Annotated in this window: 10 protein-coding genes; 5 read left to right on the top strand and 5 right to left on the bottom strand. The window is 71.2% G+C overall.

Annotated elements, in window-relative coordinates:
- Positions 1-793: tetratricopeptide repeat protein (locus GT042_RS25165; protein WP_161311011.1), on the top strand; the 793-nt coding region annotated here is incomplete at its 5' end.
- A gap of 110 nt (positions 794-903) precedes the next feature.
- Entirely contained in the window at positions 904-2,022 is a 1,119-nt protein-coding gene (locus GT042_RS25160) for an ADP-ribosylglycohydrolase family protein (RefSeq protein WP_161311010.1), read from the top strand.
- Positions 2,023-2,097: 75 nt separating this feature from the next.
- Here GT042_RS25160 and GT042_RS25155 read toward each other — a convergent pair whose 3' ends face one another.
- From GT042_RS25155 to GT042_RS25140, 4 genes are all read right to left on the bottom strand, one after another.
- Positions 2,098-3,693, bottom strand: coding sequence for a sodium:solute symporter family protein (locus GT042_RS25155; RefSeq protein ID WP_161311009.1), 1,596 nt, complete (start codon positions 3,691-3,693; stop codon positions 2,098-2,100).
- A gap of 418 nt (positions 3,694-4,111) precedes the next feature.
- Positions 4,112-4,321: a DUF397 domain-containing protein gene (locus tag GT042_RS25150; protein ID WP_161311008.1), complete on the bottom strand. Its 210-nt coding sequence runs from the start codon at positions 4,319-4,321 to the stop codon at positions 4,112-4,114.
- A 271-nt stretch (positions 4,322-4,592) separates the two neighbouring features.
- Positions 4,593-5,450, bottom strand: coding sequence for a helix-turn-helix transcriptional regulator (locus GT042_RS25145; protein ID WP_161311013.1), 858 nt, complete (start codon positions 5,448-5,450; stop codon positions 4,593-4,595).
- 384 nt (positions 5,451-5,834) lie between these two features.
- Positions 5,835-6,578 carry a GPP34 family phosphoprotein gene (locus tag GT042_RS25140; RefSeq protein ID WP_161311007.1) on the bottom strand — a complete coding sequence of 248 codons (744 nt, stop codon included), beginning with the start codon at positions 6,576-6,578 and terminating at the stop codon, positions 5,835-5,837.
- Positions 6,579-6,781: 203 nt separating this feature from the next.
- On the opposite strand from GT042_RS25140, the gene GT042_RS25135 reads away from it, so the two are divergent.
- Together GT042_RS25135 and GT042_RS25130 are read left to right on the top strand one after the other, a co-directional pair.
- Positions 6,782-9,997, top strand: a complete 3,216-nt coding sequence (locus GT042_RS25135; RefSeq protein WP_345943906.1) for a serine hydrolase — start codon at positions 6,782-6,784, stop codon at positions 9,995-9,997.
- A 451-nt stretch (positions 9,998-10,448) separates the two neighbouring features.
- The gene (locus GT042_RS25130; protein WP_345943907.1) at positions 10,449-12,137 is read left to right on the top strand and encodes an MFS transporter; all 1,689 of its coding nucleotides are present in this window, start codon (positions 10,449-10,451) and stop codon (positions 12,135-12,137) included.
- A 70-nt stretch (positions 12,138-12,207) separates the two neighbouring features.
- Here GT042_RS25130 and GT042_RS25125 read toward each other — a convergent pair whose 3' ends face one another.
- Positions 12,208-13,071: a MerR family transcriptional regulator gene (locus GT042_RS25125; protein ID WP_161311005.1), complete on the bottom strand. Its 864-nt coding sequence runs from the start codon at positions 13,069-13,071 to the stop codon at positions 12,208-12,210.
- Positions 13,072-13,197: 126 nt separating this feature from the next.
- Here GT042_RS25125 and GT042_RS25120 point away from each other — a divergent pair, with 126 nt between their 5' ends.
- Positions 13,198-13,932 carry an adhesin gene (locus tag GT042_RS25120; RefSeq protein ID WP_161311004.1) on the top strand — a complete coding sequence of 245 codons (735 nt, stop codon included), beginning with the start codon at positions 13,198-13,200 and terminating at the stop codon, positions 13,930-13,932.
- Positions 13,933-14,062 lie beyond the last annotated feature (130 nt).

Here is a 14,062-nt window from a genome sequence, read left to right as displayed (position 1 = left end):
CCGCGTACGCGGCCGGGTCCTGAGCGCCGAGGGCCGGTACGAGCCGGCGCTCGCCGACCTCGACCGCTCGCTCGCCCTCGCCCCCGGCCGGTACGAGGCGTACCTCGACCGGGCCGTCACCCACCGCGGGCTCGGCGACACCCCCGCGGCCCTCGCCGACTTCCACCGCGCCGACGAACTCGCCCCGGACACCCCCGAGATCCTCAGGGCCTGGGGCGAGACGCTCCGCGCGGCGGGACGGTACGAGGAAGCGGTCGCCCTGCTGGACCGGGCGATCGAGGCCGCGCCGGGGGACGCGTACGCGACGGCGGTCCGCGGCAGCGCCCTGCACCGCCTGGGCCGCCACACCGACGCCCTCGCCGACCTCGACCGCGCGGTGGCCCTGGACGGCCGCTACCTGTGGGCCCTGGTCCGCCGAGGCCGGCTCCACTGCGCCCTGGCCGCACACGACCTGGCGGTCGCCGACCTGGACCGGGCGGCGGAGATCGCGCCCGACAGCGACTGGATCGCGTCGGAGCGGGGCGAGATCCACCGCCTCGCGGGCCACTACGAGGCCGCGGACCGCGAACTGACCCGCGCGCTGACACTCAACCCCGCCCACCCCTCGGCCCTTGCCGGCCGTGGCGCCACCCGCCACCGCCTGCACCGCGTCACCGAGGCACTGGCGGACCTGGACGCTGCGATCGCGCTGCGGCCGGACTACGCGTGGGCCGTCGAGTACCGGGCGCGGCTACGCGCGGAATCGGCCGCCGCACCTTCACGAGCCCGGCATCACCGACAAGACAGCGTCTAGATCACGCCGCTTCCGCCCGCGCGGCCACCCCCCGTCCCTGTTCGATTACAGTGCTGCGCACCGAGCCGCCGAGAGGTGCGGCGCGAGGCGCGGTGAAGGGAGAGGGGCGCGTGAGCACACCGTCCGGAGCCGCCGTCTGGGGGCGCGCGGAGCAGCAGGACTTTCGCAGCCGGGTACGGGGCTGCCTGCTCGGTGGTGCCGTCGGGGACGCGCTCGGGGCGGGCGTCGCCGGACTCACGCTCGACGAGATCCGGGGCGTGCACGGCTCGGACGCGGTCGTCGACTACGTACGCGCGTACGGCCGTCGCGGCGCGGTCACCGCCGCCACCCAGCTGACCCTCTTCACCGTGGACGGACTGATCCGCGCCCAGGTCCGCAGGGACACCGGCGCCTGGCACCCGCCGACCGACGTGCACCGCGCGCACCTGCGCTGGGCGGCCACGCAGCGCGACTGGGGGCCCGACCTCCGCCGCAAGGACAACGGCTGGCTCGCGCAGGAGGAGTGGCTGTACGTACGCCGCGACCCGACCATCTCGTGCCTGACCGGGTTCGGCGACACCATCATGGGCACGCTCGACAAGCCCAAGAACCCCACCGCGAGGGACGCGGGCGCGCTCGTACGGTCCGCGCCGTTCGGCCTGCTCGTCGGGTGGGAGCCGCAGCTGGTGTGCCAGCTCGCCGTGGAGTGCGCGGCGCAGACGCACGGCCACCCCACCGCGTACCTCTCCGCCGGTGCCTTCGCCGTGATCGTGCACGGCCTGGCCCGGGGGGAGGCGCTGGAGGCGTCCGTGGCGCGGGCCCTGCTGCTGCTCGGGCCGCGCCCGGGGCACGAGCCGGTGTCCCAGGCCCTCCGGTCGGCGCTCGGTGCCGTACGACAGGGCGTTCCGGGGCCTGACCGTATCGCCGGACTCGGCGAAGGACGCGCCGCCGAGGACGCGTTGGCCGTGGCCGTGTACTGCGCGCTCGTCGGTGAGGACATCCGCCACGGGCTGCGCCTCGCCGTCAACCACGACGGCCCGTCCGGCGCCACCGGCACGCTGTGCGGGGCACTGCTCGGGACCCTGCACGGGGAGACGGCGCTGCCCCCGGCCTGGCTGGCGGAGCTGGAGGGCCGGCCGACCCTCCTCGAACTCGCCGACGACTTCGCGATGGAGATGACGCAGGGGCCGGCCCTGCACAGCCCGACGGTCGCGGTGTCGGGCTGGCTGGCGCGCTACCCGCGGGGCTGAACGAGACGTACGGAGCGCCGAACGGGCCTGGACCGAACCGGGCCCGCCCGGCGCTCACGTACCCCGGAAAAACGATCAGCCGTCCGACGACGCCTTCCCGCCCACCACCTTCGCGTCCCGCGGCTCCGCCTGCCCCGGCAGGTTCAGCGACGCGGCCGTCAGGCCCGAACCGTCCCCGTCGCCCTGGCCGTTGATCCGCGCCAGCAGCACATCGCGCTCCGGGGTGTCCTCGGGCTTGAGGAAGCCGATCACGACGTACAGCACCAGCGAGACGGCCAGCGGGACCGACACCTGGTACTGGAGCGGCACCCCGCCGTCGACGTTCCAGTTGATCGGGTAGTTCACCAGCCAGAAGGCCAGCAGCCCGAACGCCCAGCTGACGAGCGCCGCCGTCGGACCCGACCTGCGGAAGGTCTTGAGCATGCCCAGCATGAACGGGATCGCGATCGGACCCATCAGACCGGCCACCCACTTGATGACCACGGTGATGATGTCCTTGAACGTCGGCGAGTTGACCTGGGTCGCGATCGCCATGGACAGCGCCAGGAACGAGATGGTCGACAGCCGCGCCGCCGCCAGCCCCGCCCGCTCCGACCAGCCGCGCGCCGCCTTGGAGAGGGCGGGCGCGATGTCACGGGTGAAGACGGCCGAGATGGCGTTCGCGTCGGAGGAGCACATCGCCATGGTGTGCGAGAAGAACCCGACGATGACCAGGCCCAGCAGCCCGTGCGGCAGCAACTGCTCGACCATGAGGGCGTACGAGTCCGAGGCGTCCGGCTTCTGCGCCTTCACGAGCAGCGGGGCGCACCACATCGGGAAGAACAGGACCAGCGGCCAGACCAGCCAGAGGATGGAGGACAGCCGCGCCGAGCGGGTGGCCTCACGGGCGTTGGCGGTCGCCATGTAGCGCTGCGCCTGGTTCCACATGCCGCCGTTGTACTCGAAGGTCTTGATGAAGAGGAACGCCAGCAGGAACGTCACGGTGTACGGGCCCGCCACCGGGTCCGCGTGCCCGTCGGGGAGCTTGTCCCACACCGTCCACAGCGAACTGAACCCGCCCAGCTTGCCCATGACGGCGACGAGCATCGCGATCCCGGCGAAGAGCTGGATGATGAACTGGCCCAGCTCGGTGAGCGCGTCGGCCCACAGTCCGCCGACCGTGCAGTAGATGCCCGTGATGACACCGGTGATGAGGATGCCCTGGTTGAGGGAGAGTCCGGTGAAGACGGAGAGCAGGGTGGCGATGGCCGCCCACTTGGCGCCGACGTCCACGATCTTCAGCAGCAGACCCGACCAGGCGAGCGCCTGCTGCGTCTTCACGTCGTACCGGTTCTTGAGGTACTCCAGCGGCGACGCGACGTGCAGCCGCGAGCGCAGCCGGTTGAGGCGTGGCGCGAAGAGCTTCGCGCCGATCCCGATGCCGATGGCGATGGGCAGGGACCAGGTCACGAAGGACGTGACGCCGTAGACGTACGCGATGCCCGCGTAGCCGGTGAACATCACCGCGCTGTAGCCGGACATGTGGTGCGAGATGCCGGACAGCCACCACGGCATCTTGCCGCCGGCCGTGAAGAAGTCGCTGACGTTGTCCACGCGCTTGTGCGACCAGATGCCGATCGCGACCATCACACCGAAGTACGCGATGAGCACGATCCAGTCGAGGCTGTTCATGTGCCCCCTCCAGGGGTCCGCCTTGTGAACGTCGATGCTCTTCGTCAGTACGTCCGGAATCAGCGGTGGCCCCGTGCGGGAGTGGGGACTTGGGGGATTGAACCGCTTGGCGCGGCGGCGGGTCAAGGCCCCCCGAGGTCATAAATGTGAACAGGGATCAGAAAGCCGAACGATTTTACTTGTTCTTGACTCTACGGGGCGTTGTCGTGAACGTGACGACGACCACACGATGAGCGAGCACTTCGTCAGAGTCCGAAGCAAAAAAAGACGACCGCCGGGATGCGGGTCCCGTGCGGTCGAGTGAGGGAGTGGAGAGCTGGGGAGTACGTGAGGGACGGGGGCATGGCCGAGCCCCCTCGGCCAGGACGGCGGACCGGTCGAGAGGGCTCTCACCTTGGGGGCGTCAATGCGACGGCTGTCAGCCGATGTCGAACGCGCCCCTGCTCATTTCCTGGACGAAGGCATTCCACGACGCGGGGACGAAGGAGATCGAGGGTCCCTCGGGTGCCTTTGAATCCCGTACGGCGATGGACTGGACCGCGGGTGATTTGACCTCGACGCAAGCGCCGTTACCGCCGGAATACGAGGACTTCGTCCACGTGTCCGTAGCGCCCTGAAGAATTGCCATGTTCGCTCCGGTTCAGCAAGTGGTGGAACATCACGCCAACTTCCTGCTGGCATGATCGACGCTACTCGTCCGCCTCGATGGGCGGGACGGGCGTTCACTCATCCGGATGGCATATCGGAGGGGAGCCTTCCACGTTGGGGCGGTTGAGGTGTAACGTGCCCTCACCCCGGCGGGGAAATGGACGTACGAGACATTTGGGAAGCCGCGGCGAAGTGAGGCCGGAAGCCGGGCCGGGGGACGGCCGGCGCGTGGCCGCCGCCCCCCGACCGCCTCAGCGGGCGTATTCCTTGGCGATTTCCGCGATGAACTGCCGGGTCTGATCGGCGTTCAGGGCCTGCGCGCGCAAATGCTCGTACATCACGCTGTACCGCTGCACGTCATTCGCCTTCTCCAGATAGAGGTCGCTCGTCACGCCCTCGATATAGACCACGCTGGAGTCGGACGCGTCCGGGAATTCGAGAATGGCGTAGTGACCCGAGATGCCGGGATGCGCGCCCATGTCGAACGGCAGCACCTGGACGGTCACATGCGGGAGCTGGGACTGCTCCACGAGGTATTCGAGCTGCTCCCGCATCAGTTGGCGGTCGCCGACGACCCGGCGCAGCGCCGCCTCGTCCACGACGGCCCACAGGCGCAACGGTTCCTCAGTGGTGGTGACGCGGTCCTGGCGGCGGATCCGTACCCCGACCCGCTTCTCGACGTCGCCGGCGGCGGACTCGGGCAGCGCGCCGTTGATGAGCGCCTCGGCGTACCGGCGGGTCTGGAGCAGCCCCGGGACCACCTGGGGCTCGTACACGCGCAGCGAGGCCGCGTCGGTCTCCAGGCCGATGTACACGCTGTACGGGATGTCGCCGAAGGCGTGCCACCAGCCCTGCTGGCGGGAGTCCTTGGCCATCTGCATCAGTGAGTCGACGATGCGGGTGTCCTCGACCTCGTACACGCCGCACAGGTCGCGGACGTCGCGCTGGCTGATGGAGCGGCGGCCGTTCTCCAGACGGCTGATCTTCGACTGCGAGACCAACAGGCGTTCCGCCACTTCCTCGGCCGTCATGCCCTTGAGCTCACGGAGCCGTCGAAGCTCCTGTCCCAATCGGCGTCGCCTGACGGTGGGGTTGACGTTGGGCGCCACGGGAAACTGCACCTCCGGCTGCATAGCTGATAGCTGTACGTATCTACTGCTCAGCAGACTGCCACCAAAGGTCCCAACTGCGCGGGAAAACGGCCACAGAGACGAATACGCCGGTTTCGCGCGGGGGCGGCGCCGGGGGCCGTGAACGCAACACGCGGGGCAGCCCTGGAGTCAGGCCTGCCCCGCGTGTCCTGTGCGGCTCCCGAACCGGGTCTGGGGACGTCGGTGCGGCGGATTGCGTGGTGGTGCGGTGGTGCGGTTACGGACCCGCGTGGTGCGGCGCGGGCGCACGACTGTCTGCACGTACGACTGTCCGTACGACTTCCGTACGCACAACTTCCGTACGCACGACTCCCGTACGTACGACGTCCGTACGTGCGACGGTCAGTGCGCCGCGACGCGAGCCATGCCACTCGAGTGATGCGGCTGCATCGGCACGCCCCCCGGCCGTCCGGCGGGAGCGCCCTGCGCGCTCCGTTCCGGCTGGCCACGGTGCGGTTGAGCGCCCGCGCCGTTCTGGACGTCCATGACGGCGTGCGCCACGAGACCGCCCATGGGGTCGTGTCTGATCAGGTCCCGGAGGCGGGAGCGCGACGAGCGCCCCTCGTTCCCGGGGTACAGGTGCTTGCCGAGTCCGACCGCGTGGGCCAGTGCGGCGAGCGCCGCGGTCCGCGGGTCCGGCGGTACGCCGGTGCGGATCGCACTGTCCAGCCGGGCCCTGATCTCCCGGCTGATCGCCGTCTCTGTCGCCTGGTAGCGAGTCGTCGGCAGCACTCCACACATCTGGGTCGAAACGGCATGCACCATGCCGCACCGCTCCAGGTGCGAGAGGTAAGTCTGGCGCAGCCCCAGTCGGGGCCCGCCAATCCAATGGACAGCCCGAACCGGGCTGCCGCGTCTGCGCAGCAGTTCCAGTGCGGAGTCCAGAGTCGGATCTCCGGTCGGCCGTGGCATCACCACGGCGATACGATCCCCATCGGGGGCTATCCGTCCTGCCAGAGCCAGCTCTACTAGCTGTGCCCCGGCCAGGCCGAGGTCGAGCGACTGCGGCTGCGCTGTGGTACCCGTGGCCGGGTCCAGAGCGAGAAGCAGAAGCTCCTCCGGAATTGTTCTGCGGCTCTTGCCCATCCATGCCTCCCCGCGTGGATGAATGACAGGGTGACCCCTCTCACAATGGTCTGTCGAGAGTGCCTGGGTGCTTTGTACGGGAACCGTTATGTATGTCGTTCTCGTCTAGCACCGGGAAAGCGGTTCCGGACAGGAAACTCGTAGACGGTTCGGACAGTACGGCGCGTCGCGCGAGGTGCCGTACGAGACATGAAGGAGACGCGGTGGCGGGCGAGTCCCCCGGCAAGTCGGAGCAGCAGAAGTCGTCGGGGGAGACGACTCCGGTCGAGCGGGACCCGCGCCTAGCGGTCTTCCGCGAGGCCGCGGCCGGGGCCCCCGAGGACGGCGCGACGAAGGTGCTGGGGACGGTGACGCCCCAGCCGAACCGCCCCGGCAACCACGCCCCCGAAGCCCCCGCCCCGAAGCCCCCCGCCCCGGGCCCGATCCGGGAGACCCCAGGGCCCCGGGAGACCCAGGCCGGGGAGACCTCTCAGCCCCAGGACACCCCCCAGGCCCGGGACACCCCCCAGGCCCGGGACACCCCCCAGGCCCGGGAGACCACGAACACCCGGGAGGCCCCGCAGACCCGAGGGGTACGAATCCCGAAGACCGGCACCCGCCCACCCCGGACCCCCGAGCCCGGCGCGCCGAAGGAAGCCCGGACTCCCCAGCCCAAGACCCCCGACGCACAGCCCCCGAAGGGCAGTTCCCCCGAGGGCAAGGCTCCCGAGGACGGGGCCCCCAAGGAGCAGCCCTCGCAGGGGCGGACCCCGGAGGCCCAGGTTCCCCAGGACGAGCCGTCCGACGGGCGGGCCCCGGAGGGCCGGCTCACGCAGGACGAGGCGCCCGAGGGCCAGGCGTCCGAGGACCGGCCGTCGCAGGGTCAGGCTCGGGGGAACCAGGTCCCGCAGGGCGACGCCCCGAAGGACGAGGCTTCCGAGTCCCGTGAGGCTGATGCACGTTCGGGGGCTGTTGAGTCCCCGGGGACTCCCGCTCCTTCGGAGGCCGCTCAGGCTTCCGGGAACCCCGCGCCGTCGGAGACCGCAGAGGTGTCCGGGACCTCGGCCTCCTCGGAGGGCGCCGAGGAGGCCGAGACCGCCGCTCCCTCGGGGGCTGTTGAGTCCCCGGCGCACACGCCCACCCCGGCGGGCGCGTCGAACTCCGCAGCCACGACGGCCTCGGATGCTCAGGACCCGGCGGGCGGCCGCTCGTTCGAGCCCGGGGGCGCTCCTGCGGCTGTCTCCGGGCTTCAGGGGGGTCGTGCGGGTGATTCCACGGAGTCGGGCGCTCCGGAGCCCGAGACGGGCAACCAGGGGGCTTCTGGGGGCGCGTCCGGACAGGGTGGAGAGTCCGCTCCGGTCGTTGCCGCAGACGTTGACGGCGATTCCGATTCCGTACGCGAGGCCAAGACGTCGGAGTCGGCGGAGGCCGCACCGTCCGGGATCCGGGACGATTCGGGCCCTTCGGGCGCCGCGTCGTCGGATTCCGCTTCGGAGGAGTCCGAGGCATCCGAGGGACCCGACGGATCCGACGGGCGCGACGCGTCCGGCCGCCCGAACGGGCCGGTGAAGTCCGAGACCTCTACGGGCACGTCGTGGGGCCGGTCCCGTACCGACGACGAACCCGACTCCGCACCGGAGGCGGGAGACAAGCCGAAGGCCGACTCGAAGGCCGACTCGAAGGCCGACTCGAAGGGCGGTCCGAAGGGCGGCCCGGCGGCTGCTTCCGAGCCGCAGGCCGGAGCCGAGTCCGACGCCGACTCCGCCACCGAGCCCGCTCCGGGCTCCGACGCCCCCGCCGACGAACCCCCCGTCGACCGCCAGACCGCCGTCTTCAAGGCCTTCGAGCGCCCGCAGCCCGTCGACCAGCCCACCACCACGCTCAAGAGGCCCACGCCCCCGCCCGCCAGGAGCAACCCGGGCAGTCCGGGCAACCCGGGCACCAGTGCCAGCACCTTCGTACCGCTGCGCAGGGACGAGAAGTCCGAGGTACGGGCGACACCCCCGCCCTCGGCCTCCGCCTCGGCCTCCGCCACCGGGACGAAGCCGACGCCCCCCGGCTCCACCGGAACGAGCACCCCGACCACTCCACCCCCCGGCTACACCGGCCCCGCGCTCTCCGGCGCGGAACGCACCCGGCAGCAGCCCCTGCCGCCCATGCCCCCGCTCGACCTCCTCGCCGAGCTGACCAACACCCCGCCCCCGCCCCAGACCCCGGTCCGTACGGCGGTCCGGCGGGTCAAGATCTGGACCCCGCTGGTCCTCCTCGTACTGATCATCTTTGCGATCGTGCAGGCTCTCCGCCCGCTCCCCGACCCCGCCCTCTCCCTCACCGCTCCCGCCACCTTCACCTTCGACGGCGGCAAGCTCGACCTGCCCTGGCCGTCCGAGGGCCAGGGAGCCGTCGAGGTGGAAGGAGTCGGCAGCCTCGGGAAGTACGGCCCCGGCAAGCCCGCGCCCATCGCGAGCGTCGCGAAGACCATGACGGCCTACGTGATACTCAAGGACCACCCCATCACCGGCAAGCAGGTCGGCCCCAAGATCACGGTCGACAAGCAGGCGGGCGAGGAGTCGAACCGTCCCGACGAGTCGACCGCGCCGCTCCAGGAGGGCCAGCAGTACACGCAGAAGGAGATGCTCCAGCTCCTGATGATCCCGTCGGGCAACAACGCGGCCCGCCTCCTGGCCCGCTGGGACGCCGGCTCCGAGAAGGCCTTCGTCACGAAGATGAACGCCGCCGCCGACGACCTCGGGATGACGAACTCCACGTACACGGACCCGAGCGGCCTCATGAAGACCACCGTGTCCACCCCGGCCGACCAGCTCAAACTGGCCGAGGCAGTGGTACGGAACGACGTCTTCCGCGAGATCGTGAACACCCCGGACATCGAGATCCCCGGCATCGGCAAGCGGATCTTCAACAACAACAAGATCCTCGCCGAGCCCGGCGTGAGCGGCATCAAGACCGGCTCCTCCACCCCGGCCGGCGGCAACCTGCTCTGGACCGCGCAGACCATCATCGACGGCGAGAACCGCCGCATCATCGGCATAGTGATGGGCGCGCAGCAGGCCACCACCCTGGACGACAAGCTCAACCTGGCCATCCAGAACAGCCTCAAGCTGATCCAGGCGTCCCAGGACGGCGTCACGTCCGCCGCCGTCGTCAAGAAGGGCGAGGTCGTCGGGGAGGTGGACGACGGGCTGGGCGGTACGACTCCGATCGTCGCCACGAAGGACCTCAAGCCGGTCGGCTGGGCCGGGCTCAAGGTCACGCTCAAGCTCGGTGACAAGGGCACCAAGGTCCCGCACACCGCGAAGGCGGGCACGGTGGTCGGCGAGCTGACGATCGGCACCGGCGACGGCAAGGTCTCCACCCCGGTCGCTCTCCAGAAGGACCTGGCGGAGCCCGGCTTCGGCGCCAAGCTGACGCGCGTCGGCTGATCCTCACCCCGGGGACGCGTCGGCCGATCCCCGGCCCGGGGAGAGGGGTCTCACATGCCCCTCTCCCCGGCACGCCCGCCGTGCTAGCGTCCGGAAACGGACATCTGCTGAACGGGGCAGGGCAACTGTGGGACGCGGGGACGGCGTCCTTAGGACATGAGGCCCCCGGGCGCACGCGGCAAGGCGGCGCCCGGAGGGGCATGTCGGGGAGACGTGGAGAGCCGCAGTGACCACCACTGAGCCGGCCCGTACGGACGGCAGCACCACCCCCGAGGGGGCGCCGAGACCGCTGCCCGCGCCGCCGGCCGACGGGACGGGGGCCTTCACCACCGGTCTCCGCCGTCTCCGCCGTCTCCGCGGTCTCCGTGGCCTCGCCGGCCTCCGTGACCTCCGCGACCCCCGTGACCGTGGCCTCCGCGACCTCCGTGACCTCTCCGGCCTCCGTGACCGCGTGCGAAGGCACCCCGTCCTCTTCACCGGCGCGCTCGCCGCGGTGATCCATCTCCTCTGGTTCTTCTTCTTCGCAAACAGTGGCGGAGACATCGCCGCCCAGGACGCGTGGGCCGAGTTCGTCGGCCGTCACCCCGACTCCGCGTACAACCTCGCGTGGTACGGCGGGATGCACCCGGTCTCGTACAGCGTCGTCTCCCCGTACCTGATGTCGGTCCTCGGCGTCCGTACGACGATGATGATCGCCGGGACCGTCTCCGCCGCCCTGCTCGCCCTGATCCTGGTGCGCGTCCGCGCGGTCCGTAACCCCATCGCGTGCGCGATGGCCGGGGTCTTCGCGTTCCTCTGCAACGCCCTCTCGGGGCGGGTGACGTTCGGCCTCGGCGTGATGTTCGCGCTGGGCGCGGTCGCCGCCGTGTTCTGCTGGCCGCACCGTTGGCGCAGGAAGCGCTGGCTCAAGGCGGTGGCCGCCGCCCCGCTCGCCGGGCTGGCGACCGCGGCGAGTCCCGTCGCCGGACTGTTCCTCGGAGTCGTCGCGGCGGCGCTGTTCGTGAACAAGCGGCGCCCGGGGGCGTACGCGCTCGGCCTCGCCCCGGCCGTCGTGGTGGCCGTGTCCGCCTGGCTTTTCCCCTTCTCCGGGACGCAGCCGATGTCGGTCGGGACGGCCTCGCTGCCGTTCGTCTTCGCGGTGTTCGTCTTCGTGCTGGTGCCGCGCGACTGGCGTACGGTACGGGCCGCCGCGGCCGTCTACGGCGTCGGCGTGCTGCTGACCTGGGTGGTCGACTCCCAGATCGGCTCGAACGTGTCCCGCCTCGCGATGATCGTCGCGGGGGTGGTGCTGCTGGCCGCGCTCCCGTACACCCACCCGGGCTCACGCCGGTGGTACGCGCTGGTGGTGGCGTTCGCCGGCCTCAACTTCTGGATCGGTTTCAAGGGCGTCGACGACATCGTCCGTACCGCTCCCACCGCCTCCTGGACCCGTGAGCTGGCGCCGCTGGTCAACCAGTTGCAGCGGGCCGGCGCCGAGCGGGGCCGGGTCGAGGTGGTCCCGGCCAGGAGCCACCGCGAGGCGTCGGCGCTCGCCCCGTACGTCAATCTCGCCCGGGGCTGGAACCGGCAGGCGGACATGGAGCGCAACCCGATCTTCTACGACGACACCCTGTCCGCCGACAACTACCGCGGCTGGCTGGACCGCTGGGCCGTGCACTTCGTGGTGCTGCCGAAGGGCAAGCCCGACACGGGCGCGAAGATGGAGGCGGAGCTGGTCCAGAAGGGCCAGCCCTACCTCAAGCCGCTGTGGGGCGACGCCAACTGGCAGCTGTTCGCCGTCGAGGACCCGATGCCGCTGGCCGATCCGCCGGCGACGGTGGACCGGGCGGGCGCGGGCGAGCTGACGATCCACGTGAAGACGGCGGGCCGGGTGCTGATCCGTATCCCGTACTCGCCCTGGCTGGGCCTGGTCGACGCGGAGGGCAAGAGTGTGCTGCCGCCGCAGGAGACGGAGGCGTCGAAGGCGGACGACGACGGCCCCAAGGTCTACACGAACCCCAACGGGTGCCTGATGAAGACCGAGGAGGACGCGGAGGGCGACGAGTGGACGGAACTGCTCGCGCCCCGGGCGGGGGTGTACCGCCTGGCGGCGCCGTACCAGCTGCCGAGGGGGACGGGCTGCCCGGAGGAACTGCGCTGAGGGGGGAGCGAGAGGCCCCCGCTGAAAGGGACCGAGAGGCGTCCCCCTCCCCCCCGCGGTCACCTCACCTTCACCTGATGGGGAAGGCCACGTCGCACACCTCGTCCGACGGTCCGGCCCCGTCCCAGTCGACCTCGAAGTACAACTCCCGGCAGGGCCCGGCGATGGTCAGCCCCTGCTCGGCGATCCACTCCTCGACGGCCTCGAAGGCGGACAGGATCTGCGGGTGCGCGACCTGCGCCTTCGTGACCCGTACGTACGCGAGCCGCTGCGCGGGTTCGATGCGCAGTGCGGTCGTACGGTGGTTCTCGGCCGCGTACGCCTCCGCCGCCCGTACGTCCCCCACCGGCACACAGGTCTCCGCGGGCCCGTCGCTGTCGAGGCTCACCTCGGCGTGGTAGGCGACGAAGGGGGTGCCCGCGACGCCCCCGCACCGCTCGGCGGCGCCGGTGAGCCGGTCGAGGGCGGCGGGGATCCAGCGCGGCAGCTCGGTGGCGAGCAGATGCCTGCGCTCGGTCAGTACGGCCTGCTCGCCCACGTCCACGGTCTTGATCTCGTACATCGGACTTTTCCTTCTGCCGGACAATCGGTCACGGAGATGGGCGGCCACCGCGCTCTGGGTGGCGTGGCGTTCCTCGCGCTCGGCCCAGTAGCCGGCGAGCACGTCGGCGGCCCGCGGCCCGGGCAGCACCACGACCTCGGCGATCCGGGCGAGGGGCATGTCGAGCTGCCGGAGCAGTGCCACCAGCCGGGCGCGCTCGACCTGGTCGGGGCGGTACCAGCGATAGCCGGTGACCGCGTCGACCCGGGCGGGTGCGAGCAGGTCGAGACGGTCGTACAGGCGCAGCGCCTTCGGCGAGAGCCGCGACCTGGCGGCGAACTCGCCGATGGTGAGGAGTCCGCCGGTGCTGAGGAGTTCCGTGAGGTCTTCCATGGCCCCATCTTCCGTCACCGGGCCGCTGTCGGCCCGGTGACGGGAGGGTGAACCCTGCCGTTGGGGCAAGGTCAATCCCCGGCTTCCGGTTTCCGGTGGGGGCGTGATCGCGCATAGTGGGGCGGCATGAGGCCCGAGCACCCCGAGTACCCGTCGCGCGGACCACTGCGCGCGGTGTGGGCGGTTCTGGCGCTGGGGGCCGTGGCCGCGGCGGTGTTCGCGTTCACGACGCGCGGCACGACGGACACGGCGACGGACGGCACCACACCGTCCACGTCGGCGCCGACGGACGTCATACAGCCCCAACTCCCCGCCCTGCGCGGGGCGGTGGCCCCCACCCCGAAGCCGGTCCAGGGCTACTCGGTGTGGGCGGGGCCGGGTTGTGGGACGGGGGAGTACGAGGAGGCGGGCCGCTTCGAGAACGGCGACGCGGCCTGGTACACGGTGAAGTCCGGTGGCCACGAGGGCGATTCGTGCGACGGCAGCTTCTCGGCGATCCCCATGTCGGGCAGCGCGAACGACGACCGGGGCTCCACGGCGACCTGGTCGTGGGAACTGGGCAGGGGTTACGAGAAGTGCGCCCTGGCGGTCTACGTACCGAAGAGCGACAACCCCCGCGACGCGGCCGGCGACCCCTCGGTCTACGAGGTCCTGTCCGACAGGGACGACCCCACGTCGGGCTACGCGGCCTTCGGCATCCGCCAGTCGACGCACCGGGGCACGCTGGTCAAGGTGGGCAACTACCGGGTGAAGGCGACCCGCTTCACGGTCCGCCTGAGAGACAGAGGCCAGGACTGGGGCACCCCGTCCCGCTACGGAGCCCACCACGCGGCAGCCCAGATGAACCTGACCTGCACCTGAGGCACGCCCCCGACCGGCCCGTCCGGTGAGGCACGCCCCCGACCGGCCCGTCCGGCGTCTCGTAACGGGGGAACGGGACAGCCGTCTCCGGCTGTCCCGTTCCCCCGTTCCCCCGTTCCCCCGTTCCCCC

It is taken from the genome of Streptomyces sp. SID3212, assembly GCF_009865405.1.
Taxonomy (GTDB): Bacteria; Actinomycetota; Actinomycetes; order Streptomycetales; family Streptomycetaceae; genus Streptomyces.
The sequence above is the reverse complement of the archived record's forward strand: the minus strand, read 5'-3'. Positions and strand labels throughout refer to the sequence as shown.

Excerpts from the sequence above, each read along its gene's own strand:
- GT042_RS25150 (WP_161311008.1), bottom strand. The coding sequence starts at position 4,321 with ATGGCAATTCTTCAGGGCGCTACGGACACGTGGACGAAGTCCTCGTAT.
- GT042_RS25155 (WP_161311009.1), bottom strand. The coding sequence starts at position 3,693 with ATGAACAGCCTCGACTGGATCGTGCTCATCGCGTACTTCGGTGTGATG.
- GT042_RS25125 (WP_161311005.1), bottom strand. The coding sequence starts at position 13,071 with ATGGAAGACCTCACGGAACTCCTCAGCACCGGCGGACTCCTCACCATC.
- GT042_RS25140 (WP_161311007.1), bottom strand. The coding sequence starts at position 6,578 with ATGGGCAAGAGCCGCAGAACAATTCCGGAGGAGCTTCTGCTTCTCGCT.
- GT042_RS25120 (WP_161311004.1), top strand. The coding sequence starts at position 13,198 with ATGAGGCCCGAGCACCCCGAGTACCCGTCGCGCGGACCACTGCGCGCG.